The organism is Methylobacterium radiodurans (assembly GCF_003173735.1).
Lineage (GTDB): Bacteria > Pseudomonadota > Alphaproteobacteria > Rhizobiales > Beijerinckiaceae > Methylobacterium > Methylobacterium radiodurans.
The window spans coordinates 3538430-3556604 of sequence record NZ_CP029551.1; the positions used below are offsets into that span (position 1 = coordinate 3538430).

General features: G+C 69.9%; 15 protein-coding genes. 8 read left to right on the forward strand and 7 right to left on the reverse strand.

The features are described 5' to 3' along the window. Positions 1-13 precede the first annotated feature (13 nt). Together DK427_RS16530 and rclC are read right to left on the reverse strand one after the other, a co-directional pair. On the reverse strand, positions 14-916 hold the full coding sequence (locus DK427_RS16530) for a ketopantoate reductase family protein (protein WP_109952218.1): 903 nt from the start codon (positions 914-916) through the stop codon (positions 14-16). A 142-nt stretch (positions 917-1058) separates the two neighbouring features. Then, entirely contained in the window at positions 1059-1676 is a 618-nt protein-coding gene (gene rclC / locus DK427_RS16535; protein ID WP_109952219.1) for a reactive chlorine resistance membrane protein RclC, read from the reverse strand. 409 nt (positions 1677-2085) lie between these two features. Here rclC and DK427_RS16540 point away from each other — a divergent pair, with 409 nt between their 5' ends. Beyond that, complete coding sequence (locus DK427_RS16540; protein WP_109952220.1) at positions 2086-3468, forward strand: mercuric reductase; 1383 nt, start codon at positions 2086-2088, stop codon at positions 3466-3468. Positions 3469-3471: 3 nt separating this feature from the next. Here the strand turns inward: DK427_RS16540 and DK427_RS16545 are convergent, their stop codons facing one another. After that, positions 3472-5991, reverse strand: coding sequence for an MFS transporter (locus DK427_RS16545; RefSeq protein ID WP_109954218.1), 2520 nt, complete (start codon positions 5989-5991; stop codon positions 3472-3474). 314 nt (positions 5992-6305) lie between these two features. Between DK427_RS16545 and DK427_RS16550 the strand changes: the two genes are divergently transcribed. The 7 genes from DK427_RS16550 (at position 6306) to DK427_RS16580 (ending at position 12482) form a co-directional block, all read left to right on the forward strand. Continuing rightward, positions 6306-6968 carry a response regulator transcription factor gene (locus DK427_RS16550; RefSeq protein WP_109954219.1) on the forward strand — a complete coding sequence of 221 codons (663 nt, stop codon included), beginning with the start codon at positions 6306-6308 and terminating at the stop codon, positions 6966-6968. A gap of 544 nt (positions 6969-7512) precedes the next feature. Continuing rightward, a complete protein-coding gene (locus DK427_RS16555; protein WP_109954220.1) occupies positions 7513-7884 on the forward strand; it encodes a response regulator transcription factor in 372 nt (123 codons plus the stop codon). A 339-nt stretch (positions 7885-8223) separates the two neighbouring features. Next, the gene (locus DK427_RS16560) at positions 8224-8964 is read left to right on the forward strand and encodes a sensor histidine kinase (RefSeq protein WP_109952221.1); all 741 of its coding nucleotides are present in this window, start codon (positions 8224-8226) and stop codon (positions 8962-8964) included. 372 nt (positions 8965-9336) lie between these two features. Continuing rightward, positions 9337-9714, forward strand: a complete 378-nt coding sequence (locus tag DK427_RS16565) for a hypothetical protein (protein WP_162559810.1) — start codon at positions 9337-9339, stop codon at positions 9712-9714. A gap of 340 nt (positions 9715-10054) precedes the next feature. Further along, a complete protein-coding gene (locus DK427_RS16570; RefSeq protein WP_109952223.1) occupies positions 10055-10924 on the forward strand; it encodes a DMT family transporter in 870 nt (289 codons plus the stop codon). A gap of 27 nt (positions 10925-10951) precedes the next feature. Beyond that, positions 10952-11968 (forward strand): zinc-binding alcohol dehydrogenase family protein, encoded by a 1017-nt coding sequence (locus DK427_RS16575; protein WP_109952224.1) that lies wholly within the window; start codon positions 10952-10954, stop codon positions 11966-11968. A gap of 88 nt (positions 11969-12056) precedes the next feature. Continuing rightward, positions 12057-12482 (forward strand): cupin domain-containing protein, encoded by a 426-nt coding sequence (locus DK427_RS16580; RefSeq protein WP_109952225.1) that lies wholly within the window; start codon positions 12057-12059, stop codon positions 12480-12482. A gap of 41 nt (positions 12483-12523) precedes the next feature. Here DK427_RS16580 and DK427_RS16585 read toward each other — a convergent pair whose 3' ends face one another. From DK427_RS16585 to DK427_RS16600, 4 genes are all read right to left on the reverse strand, one after another. Then, positions 12524-12820, reverse strand: coding sequence for a putative quinol monooxygenase (locus DK427_RS16585; protein WP_109952226.1), 297 nt, complete (start codon positions 12818-12820; stop codon positions 12524-12526). Positions 12821-12918: 98 nt separating this feature from the next. Beyond that, complete coding sequence (locus tag DK427_RS16590; protein WP_109952227.1) at positions 12919-13797, reverse strand: LysR substrate-binding domain-containing protein; 879 nt, start codon at positions 13795-13797, stop codon at positions 12919-12921. An 89-nt stretch (positions 13798-13886) separates the two neighbouring features. Next, complete coding sequence (locus DK427_RS16595) at positions 13887-14648, reverse strand: L,D-transpeptidase (protein WP_109952228.1); 762 nt, start codon at positions 14646-14648, stop codon at positions 13887-13889. A 556-nt stretch (positions 14649-15204) separates the two neighbouring features. Then, complete coding sequence (locus DK427_RS16600) at positions 15205-18069, reverse strand: PAS domain S-box protein (protein ID WP_245930596.1); 2865 nt, start codon at positions 18067-18069, stop codon at positions 15205-15207. Positions 18070-18175: the final 106 nt, after the last annotated feature.

Consider the following 18175-nt stretch of genomic DNA (forward strand, 5'->3'; position numbering starts at 1 on the left):
GCCCGCGCCCGGCTCAGCCCGGCGCGTCGGCGCCCGCTTCCAACGCCTTCACCAGCGCGTGCAGGAGCCGGTTGACCGGCACCGCCACGCCGAGTTCCGCCCCTTTGCGGGCGATGAAGCCGTTCAGGTGGTCGATCTCGCTCGGCTTGCCCCGCATCACGTCCTGCGCCGTCGAGGAGAGCTGGCCCGGCATGGTCTCGGCCAGCGCCAGCACGCTCGCCAGCGTGTCGGCCGGCAGCCGCACGCCCGCGGCCTCCGCGACGGCCGCGCATTCCGCCACGATGTCGGCCATCGCCGCCGGGACGCCTGCGACGCCGACGAGGTGGCCGTAGGGCAGCCGCGTCGCCGCCGAGAGCGCGTTGTAGGCGCAGTTCAGGACCAACTTGCTCCAGAGGGCCCCGAGCGCGTCCGGCGAGACCGTCGTGGGGATCGCGGCCTCGCGGAAGGCGGCGGCGACCGCCTCGCTCGCGGGGCCCGGCCCGATCACGAGATCGCCGCGGCCGAGATGCCGGACATGGCCCGGCCCAGCCATCTCGGTGGCCACATAGACCGCCGACGGCACCACCGTCCGCCCGAGCACGCGACTCAGCCGCTCGGCGTTGTCGACGCCGTTCTGCAGGCTGAGGACGGCGGCGTCCGGCGCCAGGACGGGCGCGAGGGCGCGCCCGGCGGCGTCCGTGTCGCCGGACTTCACGCAGACCAGCACCAGAGCGGCGTCCGCCGCCCCGTCGATCACCGTGGTGGCGTCGGGCCGCACGGTCTCGGAGCCCGAGGCTCTCTCCACGACGAGACCCCGCGCGCGGATCGCCGCGACGTGCCGCTCCCGCCCGATCAGGGTGACGGCGTGCCCGGCCCGCGCCAGCAGGCCGCCGTAGTAGCAGCCGACCGAGCCCGCCCCGACCACCGCGACCTTCATCTCCACACCGCTCCCGCGCTCGCCCGACGCTTCCCCTCGGGCCCGCTTTACGCAACGAAACGCCCGCCTGCCAGGGTGACGGCAGACGGGCGCGGGGAGCCGGTCCGGGTCCGGCGGGGAGCGACCGTCTCCCCGCCGCGTCTCAGGCCTTCGCCTCAAGGGGGAGTGCCGCGGGGGCGGTCCGGGGCGCCCCGTGCAGCGCCGCTCGGGCGCTGTCGGCGAGGACGAGCCAGGCGCCCGCCAGCAGGGCGACATCCTTCAGGACGAGGCGGCCGGCTCCCGAGAGATAGGGGAAGCCGTGCTGCGCGTCGCCGAGCGCCGGCACCCAGGCCTCTGGCGTGGTGACGAGGAAAGAGAGGGTGACGAAGGGCGTCAGGAAGGCCAGCGCCGCGCCGGCGAGCCCGAGGCGGCGCGACACCAGCCCGACGAGGACGAGCAGCCCGATCATCAGTTCGACCGCGCCGAGGCCGCGCGAGAAGGCGTAGGTGTGGTTCGCGGCCTGCCAGCCACGCTCCGCCAGCCTCAGCTCGCCCTCGTGGGTCAGGTGCTGCGCGTACTGGTCGGGCTGCGCGTAGAAGAACGACATCACCGGGCTGTTCGCGACGAAGGGAGTGATGCTGTCCGCCTCGTAGGGCGCGAACTTCAAGGCGCCGATCCAGAGGAAGATGATCGCGATGGCGATCCGCATGGCATGGATGCCGAGGCGGTTCGCGGCCGGGCCGGTGATGAGGCGCAGGGCGGAGCGGACGGTCGTGTTCATGGGCGTGATCCTCTGAGGCTGGGGTTCGCGGAGGGGCGCGCCGGCCGGGACGGTCGATCGCGTCGGCGATGACAGGAGCTTCGAGGAAGGGCCGGCCGTTCTCAATCATACCCAGGTTTGATGCGGATCGTGCCAATGTTCGACGGAAGAGATGCCGTAGAGGCTAGGCTGGGGACGGCGTCCGGCCTCGTCCTTCGGCATACGAAGGTATGAGCACCGGTCTGGGGGCGAGCCGCCGCGCAGAGACCTCCGCGCATCGAAGGGGTCAACGCGCGAAGACTTGATCTCCAGCGTGCAGCGGCCCGATCTGCAGCCGCGAAGATCCCGCCTGATCATACACAGGCATGATATAAGGCGGATTCCGGGTCCTCTACGTCTTCGGTCGATCCGAAGACCTGAGGAGGACGCGATGGACGAGCACTACGACGCACTGGTGATCGGCAGCGGCGAGGGCGGCAAGTACCTCGCCTGGCACCTGGCCAAGGCCGGGCAGCGGGTCGCGGTGGCCGAGCGGCGCTGGATCGGCGGCTCCTGCCCCAACACCAACTGCCTGCCGAGCAAGAATGAGATCTGGAGCGCGGAGATCGCGCATCTCGCCCGCGGCGCAGGCCGCTACGGCGTCGAGACCGGGCCGGTCGCGGTGGACATGCGCCGGGTGGTCGCGCGCAAGCGGGAGATGGTCAGCGGCCTCATCGACATGCACCTGAACCGCTTCGCCGAGAGCGGCGCCGAACTCGTGATGGGCACGGCCCGCTTCAGCGCTCCCAAGGCCGTCGCGGTGGCGCTGAACGCGGGCGGGGCGCGGACGCTGACGGCCGAGCGGATCTTCCTCAACCTCGGCACGCGCCCGATGATCCCGGACGTGCCGGGCCTGCGCGAGGCGGGGCCGCTCACCAACATCGAGGCGCTCGAACTCGACGCGCTGCCGACCCACCTCGTCGTCCTCGGCGGCGGCTATGTCGGGCTCGAACTGGCGCAGGCCTACCGCCGCTTCGGCAGCGCGGTCACGATCGTCGAGCACGGGCCCCGGATCGCCGGCCGCGAGGACCCGGACGTGGCCGCCGAACTCGCGCGGCTCCTCGGGGCCGAGGGCATCGCGATCCGCACCGGCACCGAGATCCTGCGCGTCAGCGGGCGCTCGGGCGAGGCCGTCGCGCTCACCCTGCGGGACCCCGAGGGCGAGAGCGCGGTGGAGGCCAGCCACATCCTGGTCGCGGCGGGGCGCACGCCGAACACCGACGGGATCGGGCTCGACCTCGCGGGGGTTGCGCTCACCGCGAGCGGCACCGTCCAGGTCGATGACCGGCTGCGCACGACGGCACCCGGCATCTGGGCGATCGGCGAGTGCGCCGGCAGCCCGGCCTTCACCCACGCCTCGCTCGATGATTTCCGGGTGATCCGCGACACGCTCGCGGGCGTCCCGCGCTCGGCCGCGGGCCGGCAGATGCCCGCCTGCATGTTCACGGACCCGCCGCTCGGCCGGATCGGCCTGAGCGAGAGCGAGGCTCGGGCCGGAACCGAGCCCGTCCGCGTAGTGAAGCTGCCGATGGCTGCGGTGCTGCGCACGCGCACGACGGGGCAGACGAGCGGCTTCATGAAGGCCGTCATCGGACCGGACGACCGCATCCTCGGCTTCACGATGCTGGGCGCGGATGCCGGCGAGGTCATGGCCGCAATCCAGGTCGCGATGCTCGCCGGCCTCCCATACACGGCCCTGCGCGACGCGGTCCTGGCCCATCCGACGACCGCCGAGGGGCTGAACAGCCTGTTCTCGGCCGTGCCCGCAAGCTGAGGCTCAGGCCTCCGCGCGGATGGGCTCCAAGGCGCGCGGCTCCGCGCCCGGCTCGGCGGCCGGCAGCGCGACCTCGAAGGTCGCGCCCGGCCCGTCGTTGTTGCGGCCGCTCATCGTGCCGCCATGGGCCTCGACGATGGTCTTGCAGATCGCGAGGCCGATGCCCATCCCGTCGCGCTTCGTCGTGAAGAAGGGGCTGAACAGCTTCGGCAGCTGCTCTGGATCGATGCCGGTGCCGCTGTCGCACACCGCGATGCAGAGCTGGTCCGGCGCGGGTGCGCTCAGCTCGATGCGCAATTCGCGGCGTCGCTCGGGCACGGCGCGCATGGCGTGCAAGCCGTTCGTCACGAGGTTGACCACGACCTGCTGCATCTCGACGCGATCGGCCAGGACGGGGGCCGCGTGCGCCGGGACCACGGTGCGGACCGCGGCACCAGCCGCCAGGATCTCGCGGTCGAGAAGACTTGCGACTTCCGCCAGGAGATGGCGCAGGTCGATCACCTCGGGCTCGCGCCGGTCGCGCCGCAGCTGCTCGCGTGTCCGCTGCACGATCTGGCTCGCCCGCATGCCGTCGCGCACCGCCCGCTCGGCCGCGCGCATGGCAGACTCGATGTCAGGCGTCTCGCGCCGCAGCCAGCGCAGGCAGGCCTCGGCACTCATCACCATGGCGCCGATCGGCTGGTTGACTTCGTGGGCTATCGAGGCCGAGATTGCGCCGACCGTCGTGATCCGACCCGCGCGGGCGAGCTCGCCCTGGGCGGCGAGCAAGGCTTCCTTGGCGCGCTCGCGCTCGGTCACGTCAATCATCGCGCAGGCGACCCTGTCGAACCCTGTTTGGTCTTCCGGCAGCGCCGCGACTAGGATCGCGGTGATCTCTCGCCCGTCGGCGCGGACGAGGCGTCCCTGTGCCTCGAAGCGGCCGCCCTCTCGGCAGATCCGGCGCAGCAGCGGCAGGAGCAGGTCGTTTCCCGGCACGAGGAAGCGGTCGATCGGGCCGAGCACCGCCTCGCGCGAGGCGCCGCCAAGCAGCTGCACCGTCGCGTCGTTGACATCGACCAGCGTGATGCGCCGCGCGCAGGCGGAGACGAGCGCGGCGTCCGCCTGCGCGCAAAGCTCGCTTTCCGGGTCAGCCGCGTGCCGCTCGGCGAGGCGCGCCTGCGCGTCCGAGAAATCGATCTCGCAGAGCGCGACATGCGCCTGCTCGAAGAGCGCGCGGTAGCGCCGCTCGCTCCGGGCGAGGGCGCCGAGCGCGCGCTGCCGGGCGCTCGTATCGAAAGCGATGAGGCTGACCCCGCCGGTCAGCGCGAGGTAGAACCCGACCGCGGTGAGCCCGCTCTCCTCGGCGAGCGCCTGGGCGATCATCGGCGAGAAGGCGCCCCCGATGATGCCGCCGACGTTGAAGGCCACCGAGGTGCCCGTGTAGCGCACCCGCGGCGGGAACAGGCTCGGCAGCCACGCGCCGAGCGGCCCGTTGACGAAGCCCATCACCCAGAGCGCGAAGGCCAGGAACGCGAAGATCGTGACGAGCGACCCGCTGCCGAGCATCGGCGCAAGTAGGATCCCGGCGACGATCGTGCCGGCGCAGCCCACGATGAGGACGCGCTCAGGGGCGAGCCGGTCGGACAGCCAGCTCGCAGTGACGATAGCGGCGGCCATGAACAGGATTGCGCCAAGCTCGACCGTCAGGAACGAGGCCCGGGAATAGCCGAGCATCGTCGTGCCGTAGCCGAGCGCGAAGGCAGTCGCTGTCCAGAACAGGGAGAAGCAGGCCACGACGCCGAACATTCCGGCGACGACCTGGCCGGCGTGGTGGCGCATCAGCTCCAGAAACGGAACGCGCGGGGGCTGCGCCTCCTTCAGGGCGGCGGCGAACTCCTCGGTCTCGGCGAGGTTCGTGCGTACCCAGAGCCCGAGCCAGACCAGCGGGACGCTGAGGAGGAAGGGCACCCGCCAGCCCCAGTCGGCGAACTGGTCCGTCGTCAGGGCCAGGGTGAGGGTCAGGAACAGCCCGTTCGCCACGAAGAAACCGAGCGGGGCGCCGAGCGGCGCGAACATGGCGTAGCGCGCCCGCCAGCCCGGCGGCGCGTTCTCCAGCGCCAGCAGGGCGGCCCCGCTCCACTCGCCGCCGAGCGCCAGCCCCTGACCGAAGCGCAGCAGGCAGAGCAGGGCGGGCGCGAGCCAGCCGGCGAGCGCGAAGGTCGGCAGCAGGCCGATCGCCGAGGTCGAGAGACCCATGAGCAGGAGCGAGGCGACGAGGGTCGCCTTGCGCCCGACCCGGTCGCCGAAATGCCCGAACAGGGCGCCGCCGATCGGACGGGCCACGAAGGCGAGGCCGAAGCTCGCGTAGGCGCTGATCAGCTCCGCCGACTGGAGCGAGGCCGGGAAAAAGAGCGGCCCGAAGATCAGGCTCGCGGCGGTTGCATAGATGTAGAAGTCGTAGAACTCGACCGTCGTGCCGATCAGGCTCGCGAGGAGGACGCGCGCCGTCGTCTGCTTGGCGACCGGCCTTCCAGCCGAGGTCATGCTCGCGCCTTGCATCCAGGGGCTGTTCCAGCGACTGTCGCACGGGAGCGCGGCCGAAGAGGTGCCCGCCCTGGATGAAGGCCCCATTCGCCTCCGGCGGCGATGGAGCCGCTCATAGCCGCAAGCTCAACCGTATGTCGAGAGTGCCCGCACCTGTTGGCGCTCCCTGCGGGCGCGCACTTGCGCCAAGCCATGCAAGACACGCAGGAGTTGCGCCATCCACAGGGCAGACGCTTGATCGAGCGAGGATGCAACCTGTAAGCACGGCCCTTGCAGACGGCCTGCCAGGGGCGGGCGAGGACGCGTCGATGACGATGGCAGGCAACATTCGGGGGGCCGTAGCGAAGCCGAAGGCCGATACGGCCGCTCCCCTAGTGGTCATCGTCGAGGACGACGAGGGCGTCCGGGAAGGCCTTCAGGACCTCCTGCGCTCCGTCGGCCTGGATACGATCGCCTACGGATCGACGGGCGATCTCCTCGGTGCGACCCTGCCGGACCGTCCCGGCTGCCTGATCCTCGACGTGCGGCTGCCGGGCTCCAGCGGACTCGACCTCCAGGCGAAGCTCGCCGCGACGGGCAACCGCCTGCCGATCATCTTCATGACCGGGCACGGCGACATTCCCATGAGCGTGCAGGCCATGAAGGCCGGCGCCCTCGACTTCCTGACGAAGCCGTTCCGCGATCAGGACATGCTCGACGCGATCGCCGTCGCGATCGAGCGGGACAGGGTCCGGCGCGCGTCGAGCGCGGGCGTGGCCGAACTCGAAGCCCTCGCCGCGACCCTGACGGCGCGCGAGGCCGAGGTGATGCAGCACGTCGTCAGGGGCCTGCTCAACAAGCAGATCGCCCACGCGCTCGGCATCAGCGAGATCACCGTCAAGATCCACCGCGGCAACGTCATGCGGAAGATGGGAGCCGGGTCTGTGGCCGACCTCGTGCGCAAGACCGAGTTGCTGAAGACGTCGGCGGGCGCCTGATACAGGGTTCGGCCGCGCGGTGCGCTGACGGGTGCGCTGAAGCCTACCACATCGACTTCTCGGGGCGTCCCAGGCGGACCTGCCCTCCGGGAACGCCGTGCCGTCCGATCCTGCAGCGTCCGGCGTGCAGGGGTCCCGGGTTCGGCCATCCGCGGGCTCATAGCGGCCAATCGGCAGCTGGTCCGGGCGGGCGGTCTTGCCGGTGCCGGAAAGGCAGGGGAGGCGGCCCCGGCGCGCCGCAGCGGGCCGGGCGGAACGATGGCGGAGGCCGGCGCGTTGGCCGCGGGCTGGCTCGGCAGACCTGACGCGGAGTTGATGTCGTGCCGGCCGATCAGATTTGCATGATCGGGCGATGAATATATTCAATATGTTCCGCCGACAATCCATCGAGAGACAGGTCAGAGCCCTTGTGCGGCAGGGCTTAATTCAACAGAGCATCGGCCAGTCGGGGCGCATCAGACCAACGTATAGCTATCATCGGATCGGTGACCGGCTCACTGAAATGGGCTCGATGCGCCTCTGGGAGGCACTAGAAAGGGTATCCGTGTCGGTCCTGAAGAAAGCGGTTGCGGTCGTGGACGACGACGAGGCGGTTCTGGACGCGACGTCCAGCTTCCTCGAAGCGCTGGGCTATGACGCGCTCGCGTTCAGTTCGGGCGAGGCGTTCCTGGCCTCGGATGCGGGGGGCGGTGTCTCCTGTCTCCTGACCGACGTGAACATGCCGGGGATCAGCGGCCTCGAGTTGCAGGACCGGGTCCGACAGCTGCGTCCAGCTCTCCCGATCATCATGATGACCGCGCTCACCGATGACGCGCTCCGGCGGCGCGCCCTTGCCGGCGGCGCCCGGGAACTGCTGCGCAAGCCGCTCGCGGCCGATGACCTGATCCGCTGCCTCGAGGACACGATCGGATCCTGAGACCCGGTGACCGGTCGCGCCCGGGAACGCAGTCTCTCCGGACGTCCCGCCCGTCTCGCGCGCCGCCTCCGTAGCGAGAGCCGCGGGTTCGACCTTGAGCCATGCATCGAGTCATGTGTCCGGCGCGCAATCGACGCTGCAGTGTCCGATCGGATTCTGCACGACACCGCGTACCCGCCCCTGGCAGGTGCCTGGAACACTTGCGGCACGCAGCTCCACGACGGCGAACGGCGGCCCTCAGCCCATCAAACCTCCGTATGATTTCGTCAGGATTGGCCAGGAGGCATGGTCCGACCATGGATATGGCGCCTCGGATGCGGGGCGGACGAGGAGGCCGGGATGGGACTGACGGTGGCGATCTTGAGCGGGGCTGCGGTTGACGAGGCCGTGCTGCGCGCCGAAGCCGCCCGCAGCGCCATGGCCCGGCTCCTCGCGGTCGCCGGACACGATCTGAAGCAGCCCCTGCAGGTGGCCCTCATGGCGATCGAGCGCGCGGTCTCGGACGGCGTCGCGCCCCGGGCCGCCGCCCGGCTCGGCCTCGCCAGCGACGCTCTGGTACGGCTCGGCCGTGAGCTCGACGATCTGGCCCGCTCCTCTCAGAGCGGCGACGCGCCGCCCCGGCTCGACCCCGTCCCGCTGGCGCCGCTCCTCAACGCGGTCGTCGCCGAGTGGCAGCCCTACGCCGACGCCATCGGCGTCCGGGTGCAGGTTCGCGCCTCGGCGCTGCAGGTCAACAGCGAGGCCGTGATGCTGATGACCATCCTTCGCAACCTCGTGGGCAACGCCGTGAAGTATGCCGGCCCGGGCGGTCGCGTGCTCGTCGGATGCCGGTGGCGGCCGGACCGCGTCACGATCGAGGTGCGCGACAACGGCCCCGGCATCGCGCCGGAGCGCCTCTCAGGCATCTTCGATGCCTTCGACCGCGCCGGTCGCCGCGATGGCGCCGGCCTAGGGCTCGGCCTGCACATCGTCCGTCAGACCGCGCAGGCGCTCACCCATCCGATCGAGGTGCGCTCGCGGCGCGGCCGAGGCTCGGTCTTCAGCGTGACGGCACCCCGCCACCGTCCGGCACGCCCCTAGAGGCTCCGGCATCCCGGCCCGGCGGAGCGCCCGGACCCGGCGTGCGGCCGCTCCGGATGAGCGTGCCCGGATGAGCGTGCATCGCGGCCCGCCCATGGATCGTGCGGGCGGACCGGTCGCGCCAGCGCTCCGCCCTCCGCGCAGGCCTCTGCCGCCTCCGGCGAAGGAGGGACAGCGACCGCGCGACGCCCTCCGCAAGACCCTGCCATCCCGACGGCTCTTTCCCGCCGCCCGTGCGTGACGCGGCTGGCGCGGATCTCCTCATGCCCTCGCGGCTCCCACCGCACGGTGTCGGGTGGGCCGGCGCCCATGCCGGCTACAGCCCCGATACCCATCTATCGCCCAACCGAATTTCGACAGTCAAACCTTCGTATGATCGAAGTTTCTAGAAGCATCATTCCGATAGACCGACGTCTGAATATCGAATCCGGTCCGAGGAAGTATCTTGTCCTCATCGGCGGCGAACTCAGGAGCTGCCGCAAACCAGGAGAGATCAAGATGTTTCGCAAGTCCATGATTGTCGTCGCTCTCGTCACCGTCACCGCCGGCGCGGCCGCCGCGCAGCCCACGCACACCATCGAGGCGTGGGGCGGCCATTTTGACGTTCCGGATCAGGGCGCCGGCGGCCTGTTCGGCAGCGCCGCCGCTCCCTCGGCCGAGGCGGTCGGCGTGACCGGCGCGATCGGCCGCTCCGCACCCGCTCGCCAGGACCGCTTCCGGGACAGCGCGGCCCGGCCGAGCGCACGGTAAGAAGCCGGCAAGGGGCTACGATCCCCTGCTGCCGTCGATGGGGCCGGCCGAACATCGGCCGGCCCGAAACCGGCCGCCTCGACCAATCTAGATGAAAATCTGTTCTCATCGATCAGAACTATGCGCTTATCGTATCGCTCATTCAGCCGCATTCTCTGCGAGCAGAGTCGATGACGGCGCGCCGCAGGCCCGGGCACCGGGACGCGACCGAATCCCGAGACCGTTCCGGACGGGGCCAGCTATGTCCGCCGCAACACAGTCAGCCTCGGCGAATGCCGCCGCTCATCGATCTTGTTGCCACCGCTCGGCGATGCCGGGCTTGCAAGGCCGAAGCGGTTCGATGCTCCTCCTCGGCGGCGCGATCCTGCTCTGGGGCGCCAACTGGCCGGTGATGAAGCTCGGGCTCGGGCACGTCACGCCCCTCTGGCTCTCCGCCTCGCGTTTCGCCGCTGGCGCGGCCTGCCTGTTTGCGTGGCAGGCGTTGCGCGGCGAGGCGCGGCGGCCGCAGAGCGCGGATCTGCCCGTCCTCGCCTCCGTCGGACTACTTCAGATGATGCTGTTCACCGCGCTCGGCGCGGTGGCGATGACGCACCTGCCGGCGGGCCGCTCGGCGATCCTGAGCTACACCACTCCGGTCTGGGTGCTTCCGGCAGCGGTCCTGCTGTTCGGAGAGCGCGTCAGGCGGCGGCATTGGGCCGGAATCGGCCTCACCGGCCTCGGCGTCGTCATCCTGCTCAATCCGAGTGCGATCGACTGGCAGGACAACCGCGTGGCCGGCGCCAACGCGATGCTGGTGGCGGCCTCGGCGGCCTGGGCCGTGTGCATCCTGCACCTGCGTTACGGCCGCGCGTCCTCTTCGGCGCTTCAGTTGGCGCCCTGGCAGATGCTGCTCGCCGCGCTCGTGCTGGCGCCGCTTGCCTACGCGATCGAGGGGCCGTTCACCGGTGACGGGACGGGGGCGCTTTGGGCCTGCCTCGCCTTCATTGGTCCGGTTGCTACCGCCTTCTGCTTCTGCGCCGTCAACGCGGCGAGCGCCCGGCTCCCAGCAAGTGCGATGTCGACCCTGACGCTGGCGGTGCCGGTTACCGGGCTCGGTCTCTCGACGCTGACTTTGCACGAACGTCCAGGCCTCGACCTCATCCTGGGCGCCGGCGCGATCGTGTTGGGTGTCGCGGCGGCCGCTGCCCCCTCCCGCCGTTCACTTCCATGATTGTCTCCAGAAGAAAGGACCTCAGCCATGAAGGCCGTCGGCTTCTACAAGTCCCTGCCCATCGAGAACGACGAGGCCCTGGTCGATCTCGACGTCCCGGTGCCGAGCCCGGGCCCGCACGACCTGCTCGTTCGCATCCAGGCCGTCTCGGTCAACCCGGTTGATACCAAAGTCCGCGCCCGTGTGACGCCCGCGCCAGGACAGCCGCACATTCTTGGCTACGACGCCGCCGGCGTAGTCGAGGCGGTCGGCGCTGCGGTCGCGCGCTTCCGTCCGGGCGACGCGGTATTCTACGCGGGCGATCTCAGCCGGCCAGGCACGAACGCGGAACTGCACTGCGTCGATGAGCGGATCGTCGGGCATAGGCCGGGCTCGCTCAGCCCTGCCGAGGCCGCCGCAATGCCCCTGACCGCGATCACGGCCTGGGAAGCGCTGTTCGACCGGCTCGACCTGCGCAGGCCCGTGCCCGGCGCGGCGAGCGCGATCCTGATCGTAGGCGGAGCTGGCGGCGTCGGTTCGATCGCGACCCAGCTCGCTCGCCAGCTCACCGACCTGACCGTGATCACCACCGCCTCGCGGCCCGAGACGGTGGCCTGGAGCCGGGCCCTCGGCGCCCACCACGTGATTGATCACGGCGTGCCGCTCGGGGCCGAGGTCGCCGCGCTCGGGCTCGGCGCCCCGGGCTTCGTCTTCTCGACGACCAACACCGACCGGCACCTTGCCGAGATCGCCGGCCTGATCGCCCCGCAGGGTCGGTTCGCGCTCATAGATGATCCGGCGAGCCTCGACGTGCTGCCATTCAAGCGTAAGAGCGTGTCGACGCACTGGGAGTTCATGTTCACGCGCTCGATGTTCGCCACCGCCGACATCGCCGAGCAGGGCCGGCTCCTCGACGAAGTCGCGCGTCTGGTGGACGCCGGCACGCTGAAGACCACCTTCGCGGAGAGCTTCGGCGCGATCTCGGCGGCCAACCTGCGCCGGGCCCACGCCCTGATCGAGAGCGGGCGCGCCAAGGGCAAGATCGTGCTGGAAGGCTGGGGCTGAGCGGCACCGCGCGGGCGCCGCTGCACTCAACGATCTCCGGCATCGACCTGGTGCCGGGGAACCCCTCCAGGAGAGGCCAGGAGAAGCCATGTCGGACACGCGCAAGACCGGTCGCTTCGATCTGTGGACGATCGCGGCAGCGCTCCCCGCCTCGGCGGAGATGCTGCTCGTCGACACCTACCTGACGGACCGCGCAGCCGCGAGCGCGCGGGTCTTCCGGGTCTACAGGCCGACGCCACCGCATTACCACGCCACCTGCGACGAGTACCTCTACGTGCTGTCCGGCCGCGGTACGTTCTGGATGGGGGAGCCCGCGACGGAGGCGGCGTTCGGCCCGGGCGAGCTGCTATTCTTCGAGCGCGGCACCGTGCACGCGATGCCGACGCTCTGCGAGGAACCTGTCGTCTTCCTCTCCGTCGACACGCCGCGCCGCGAGCCCACCGACATCGTCTTCCTGAACCCCGCGGACGGCTCTCCCACGACCTTCATGGCTCGCAACGCGCCGACGCGCTGAGCGCGGCCCGAGCGTTTCGCCGGCTCTGCAGCCCGCGAAGATCAGGCGAGCCTACGCAGAGTTTCGATGGCGAGCGGCTTGCGCAGGAGCTCGTCGAAACGAGCGGCGAGCGCACAGAAACTCGCTCCGCCAGCGTGGCCATCGAGAGCGGCTTGGCTTTCCCAGATCTCGTACATCACGATCGTACCGGGCCGCTCGCAGCTCTCGTGGGCAGTGTAAGCGAGGCAGCCGGGCTCCTCCAGCACGGCGGGCACGATCGCCGCCACGGCCTGCGCCAGCGCCGCCTCCTGCCCCTCGCGGGCAATCAGACGAGCAATCAGATGCACGTGTTCGGACACAGTCTGCCTTCCTTGCTGTCTTCTTTGCTTCCGTGTCGGTCCAGCACCGCCGGATACCATCAGCCTGCAGCGCGGTGGAGCGCCGTGGACAGGTCGCCTCAGGCCGCAAGCGTGAGCGCGTCGTGGCCGGCCAGGCTCTGGCTCAAGAAGGCGATCAGCGGCTGGACGAGGTCAGGTGCCCGGTCCTCACCCAGGACCGTCACCTCGGTCATCGGAAGAGCCGGCCAGAGCTCCGGCGCCCGCAGGATCTGCATCCCCTCCTGCACGAACGAGCGGCCGAGCAGCGTTACGCCAAGGCCGCCTGCCACCGCGGCCTGAACGCCCATCAGGCTGCTGGCGGTGCAGGCCGCGACCCAGTCCCGCCGCACCGAATCGAGCGCGGCGATCATCATCTCGCGGTAGCTGCAGGGCGGCGCCAGCATGACGAGGCGCGCCGGCCGGGTGAAGTCGAGCTGGTAGTCAGCGGAGGCCAGCCAGACGAGTGGCTCGCGCCAGATCACGCGCCCCCGGCCGCCCGCGCCGCCGCGCTTCACTATCACCGCATCGAGGCGATTCCCGTCATAGGCTTCCAAGAGGTTGCAGCTCAGGCCCGTCATCAAGTCGATGTGCAGGTCCGGATAGAGCCGGCCGAACCGGGCGAGTAGCTTCGGCAGCTGGCCGGGGATGAAATCCTCCGACACGCCAAGGCGCAGCGTGCCGCTGGCGGGTGGCTCGCGCCACGTGCGCATGATCCGGTCGTTGAACTCCAGCATCTGGCGCGCCGCCGTCAGCAGGCGCTCGCCGTCGGGCGTCAGGCCGAGGGTGCGGCTGGTTCGGTCGAAGACACGCCGTCCTAGGATCTCCTCAAGGCGCAGCACCTTCTGGCTCACCGCGGATTGCGAGCGATGCACCACATCCGCGGCAGCGGTGAAGCTGCCGGTCTCGGCGACTGCCACGAAGGCGCGCAGAAGATCAATCTCCAGATCTGGGTAACGCATTCCCCCGCCTCCTGTCCGTTCGTGGATGGCTGCGTTCCCGCAGGCTACGGCGCCCGTCAACATCTCCGGACACCCACGTCGCGGCGTGGTCAACTACGAGCGGCAGGGAGTGCGGATGCGATGCTCCGTTCTTCGAGCGGCTCGACATGCTCGCTCGCTGGCAAGACGACGACTCGCGTCTCGACTGGAACACGACCGTAGAGATCGATGATGTCCTGGTTGAACATCCGGATGCAGCCTGAGGAGACGTCGGTTCCGATGGTTCGGGGTTCGGTTGTGCCGTGGATGCGATAGAGCGTGTCGCGCGGGCCGTCGAAGAGATAAAGGGCGCGCGGCCCGAGCGGGTTGCCGAGGCCGCCGGCCATGCCGTTGCGCCAGGGCGCGTTGCGCTCCGGCTCACGGGCTATCATGTCAGCAGTGGGGGTCCAGCGCGGCCATTCTGCCTTACGTCCCACCCGCGCGGACCCGCTCCAGGCTAGACCCGCCCGGCCAACGCCGACGCCGTAGCGCAGCGCTCGGCCGTTCTCGCGGACGAGGTAGAGGAACTTGTTGCCCGGATCGACGACGAGTGTGCCCGGCGGCTCGGAACGCGGATAGGCGACCTCCTGTCGGAAGTAGCGCGGATCGACAGCGCGGATGTTGGTGGCCGGCAGGGCAAAGCGCTCGTTTGGCTGAGCTCCATACATGGCAGTGAAAGCCGCGTTCGGCTGCGGTGTGATGACTGTGCGTCTCGCCTCAACCGCCACGCAGCCGCTCGCGGCCAACGCGATCGGGGCGAGGTAGGCGAGCGCTATAAACCTCGGCAGAACGCCGCCTGATCTGAAGCTTGGGGCAGACCCGCGCTCGGCCATGATGCTCCTAATCCTCCCGGAGAGACCCGACGGCGGCTCCGCGGACGTCTACTTCATGCACGCGACGCAGGTTGCACGTGCGCAGCGACCCAGGGAAACGCATAGTTTCAATGGATGCCATTAGCAGATCGAATGGATCGATAGAGCCGGCCTTGTCGCCTGTGCGGCAAGTCAGACGGCCCGGGCGCGGGAGGTCTCAAGCGCGTGTGGGGGGATCGCCGAAGCGGCCTCGCTGCCGACCGCCTACCTGTCATGAGGCGCCGCTACAGAGACTGCAGGCAAATACGCACTAATGTGTGCTTCGACCGCGATGATTTGAGAAGGTGGTGATCTGAGCGGCGCCTAGCGAATCTGCCAGCTCATTTCGGATTCTGCCGATAGACATGATTGGCAAAGACAATCGGTCGGAGCCGTGAGGTGCCGTCCGTTTTATGGCGGCTGCGCTCTAGGAGCAGACGTGCGGATCTCGGCCAGTTGCGGAACCCCCGTCTGCGCTTTGGATGGGTTGTTTCCTGCCTGTCGACTTCCAAAGTGCCCCGCGCCGTGGCCGAGATCCTCAAGTGTAGCGTTCCGACCTTTCGGGCCTGCGGGACGCGACTTGCCGCAGGAGGCGCCCGAGTTGCTCGGCCGAATAGGGTTTGTGCACCAGCTTGAACCCGTGCTGGTCGTCCTGTGCGAGCACATGGCTGTAGCCGGAGGCCAGGAGCACGGGGATGTGGGGCATACGCCGCCGCATCTCCCTCGCGAGGGCGAGCCCCCCCATGCCCGGCATCACCACGTCTGAGAACACGACGTCGAAATCCGCCCCTTCGCTTCCCAGTCGGTCAAGCGCCTCCTCGGCTGTGGCCGCCCAGGTGGTCTCGTAGCCGAGGTCCTCCAGGATCTGGGTGGCGAAGGTGCCGACCTCGACGTTGTCCTCCACCACCAGCACCCGCTGCCCCATGCCGACCGGAGACACCGTGGCCTCGACCGCTTCTTCCCGATCCAGGGCCTCGGCCGCCACCTGGGGCAGGTAGAGCGTGAAGGTCGTGCCCTCGCCGACGACGCTGGAAACGGCGATGTCGCCGCCTGACTGCTTGGCGAACCCGAACACTTGGCTCAGGCCGAGCCCCGTGCCGCGGCCGACCTCCTTCGTGGTGAAGAACGGCTCGAAGATGCGTTCAAGCATCTCGGGAGCGATGCCGGTCCCTGTGTCGATGAGCGCGATGGCGGCGAAGGGCTGGGTACTCCCGGCGTGGTCGCGGATCGGCGGGAGCGCTCCCCCGCAGGTCAACCGAAGGGTGAGCGCGCCCTCGCCGTCCATGGCGTCTCGGGCGTTGACCGCCATGTTCACCAGCGCCGTGTCGAACTGGCTCAGGTCAGCACGCACGAAGCAGAGACTGTCGGGGATCTCCGCGACGACCTGGATGCGGGCGCCGGTCACCGTGTCGAGGAGGTCCGCCACAGCCCGCAGCTTCTCGCCGATGTTGAAGACCTGGGGGGCCAGGGTCTGCCGGCGCGCGAAGGCGAGGAGCTGGCCGGTGAGCTTGGCGGCTCGGTCGACGGTGTCGGAGACCGCGTCGAGGTAGCGGGCCTTGCGCGCCTCGGGCAACTCGGGCCGGCGCAGGAAATCGACCGAGGAACGGATGATGGTGAGCAGGTTGTTGAAGTCGTGCGCCACGCCGCCCGTGAGCTGGCCCACCGCCTCCATCTTCTGCGACTGGCGCAACGCCTCCTCGGCCGTGAGAAGTTCGGAGGTCCGTTCCGCGACACGGCTCTCCAAGGTCTCGTTCAGCTCGCGCAGACGCTCCTCAACGCCCTTGCGGTCATGGATGTCGGTCGAGGTCCCGAACCACGTGGTGATCACGCCGCCGGGATCCCGTAGCGGCTCGGCCCGGGCCACGTACCACCGGTAGGCACCGTCATGCCGGCGATAGCGCACCTCGATCTCGTAGGTCACGCCGCGCTCGCGTGCGTCCGACCAGATCGCGGCCGTGCGGGCGCGGTCGTCGGGGTGGACCGCGTCGGTCCAGCCGTCCGGCAGCGATTGTTCCAGGGTCAAGCCCGTATAGGCGCACCAGCGATCGTTCAGGAAGTGCAGGCGGCCGTCGGGCGAGGCGAACCAGACGAAGGCAGGTACCACGTTGGTCAGAGTGCGCAGCCGTGCCTCGGCCTCACGGCGCTCGTCGATGTCGATGACCGAGCCGAAGTAGCCCAGGTGCTCGCCGTGCGCGCCGGTCCGCGGGGAGGCGGCATCGAGCGCCCAACGGTAGGCCCCGTCCTTTCGGCGCAGGCGGTACTCCAAGCGGAATGGCTCCCGCCCCGCGTTCGCCGTCAGGAAGACCTGCTCAGAGCGTTCGCGGTCGTCCGGGTGGGCGGCATCGAGCCAGCCGAGGCCGAGCCCCTCGGCCTCCGTCTGACCGGTGAACTCGTACCAGCGGCGGTTGAGGTAAATGCAGGCGCCCGAGGCGTCCGTCATCCAGGTCATCACCGGCGCATCGTCGGCCATGGCACGGAACCGGGTCTCGCTCTCGCGCAGCCGCGCTTCGGCGCCGACGCGCTCGATATGCGCCCAGCAGCGTTCCGTCACCTCGCGGATCAGCCCGAGCTCCTCTTCCGTCCAGTGATGCGGCTGCGCGTGGTGGATGGCCATCAGCGCCGCGAGGCGTCCGTCCTTGACCAGCGGCATGCAGATGGTGGCGGCGATACCGATGTCCTGGAACGTCTTCGCCTCGTGCAGCGCGATCTCGGCGAGGTTGTCGTTGATGACGAGTGGACGCCCGGCGTTGAGCTCCCCGACCGCGAGTCTGCCGAATGCCGCGAGGCTGTAGTGACCCAGGATCGAGGGCGCGTCCGGGGCGTGCCAGTTGCCGCGGATGGTGAAGCCGTCGCCGTCCGGGTCCATGTCGGCGTAGGCGCAGTTGGACAGGCCCAGGTGCTCAGCGACGAGCCGCGTGGTGGTGGATAGCACGGCGTCGGCGTCGCGGGCGTCCGCGGTAGCCTGGGCGAGGCGGTCGAGGAAGCGCAGGCGGCTCTCGCTGGCGGCCATGCGACGCTCGCCCAGCACACGCGCGGTGATGTCGATCACGCTGCCGAGCACGCCCATCGGCGTGCCGCCCTCGTCGAGGATGGGCGTGTACTCCAGATCCATCCAGACCTTCTCGGGACGGCCCAGCCGCCAGTGTTCGAGTTCCTGCGCGTGAAAGCTGAGGGGCCGACCAGCGAGGCCGCTCTCGATGACGTGGGCGTTGAAGGCACGTGCCTCCGGCCAGATCTCCAGCAGTTGTCCGCCTAGGGCACGCGGGTGACGCGGCCCGCAGACCTCGGCGTATCCCTGATTGTAGACGAGGATGCCCTCGCGCCCCCATGCCGCGACCATCGGTACGGGCGAGAGCAGGAGCGTCTGGACGATGGTGCGGATGGGCCCCGGCCAGGCTGCCATTGGCCCGAGCGGCGTTTTCGCCCAGTCGTAGCCGCGGATGAGGTCGCCGAGCTCTCCGCCCCCAACGGGGACCCACCCGTGCGCCAAGGATACGTGCGTCATCAAC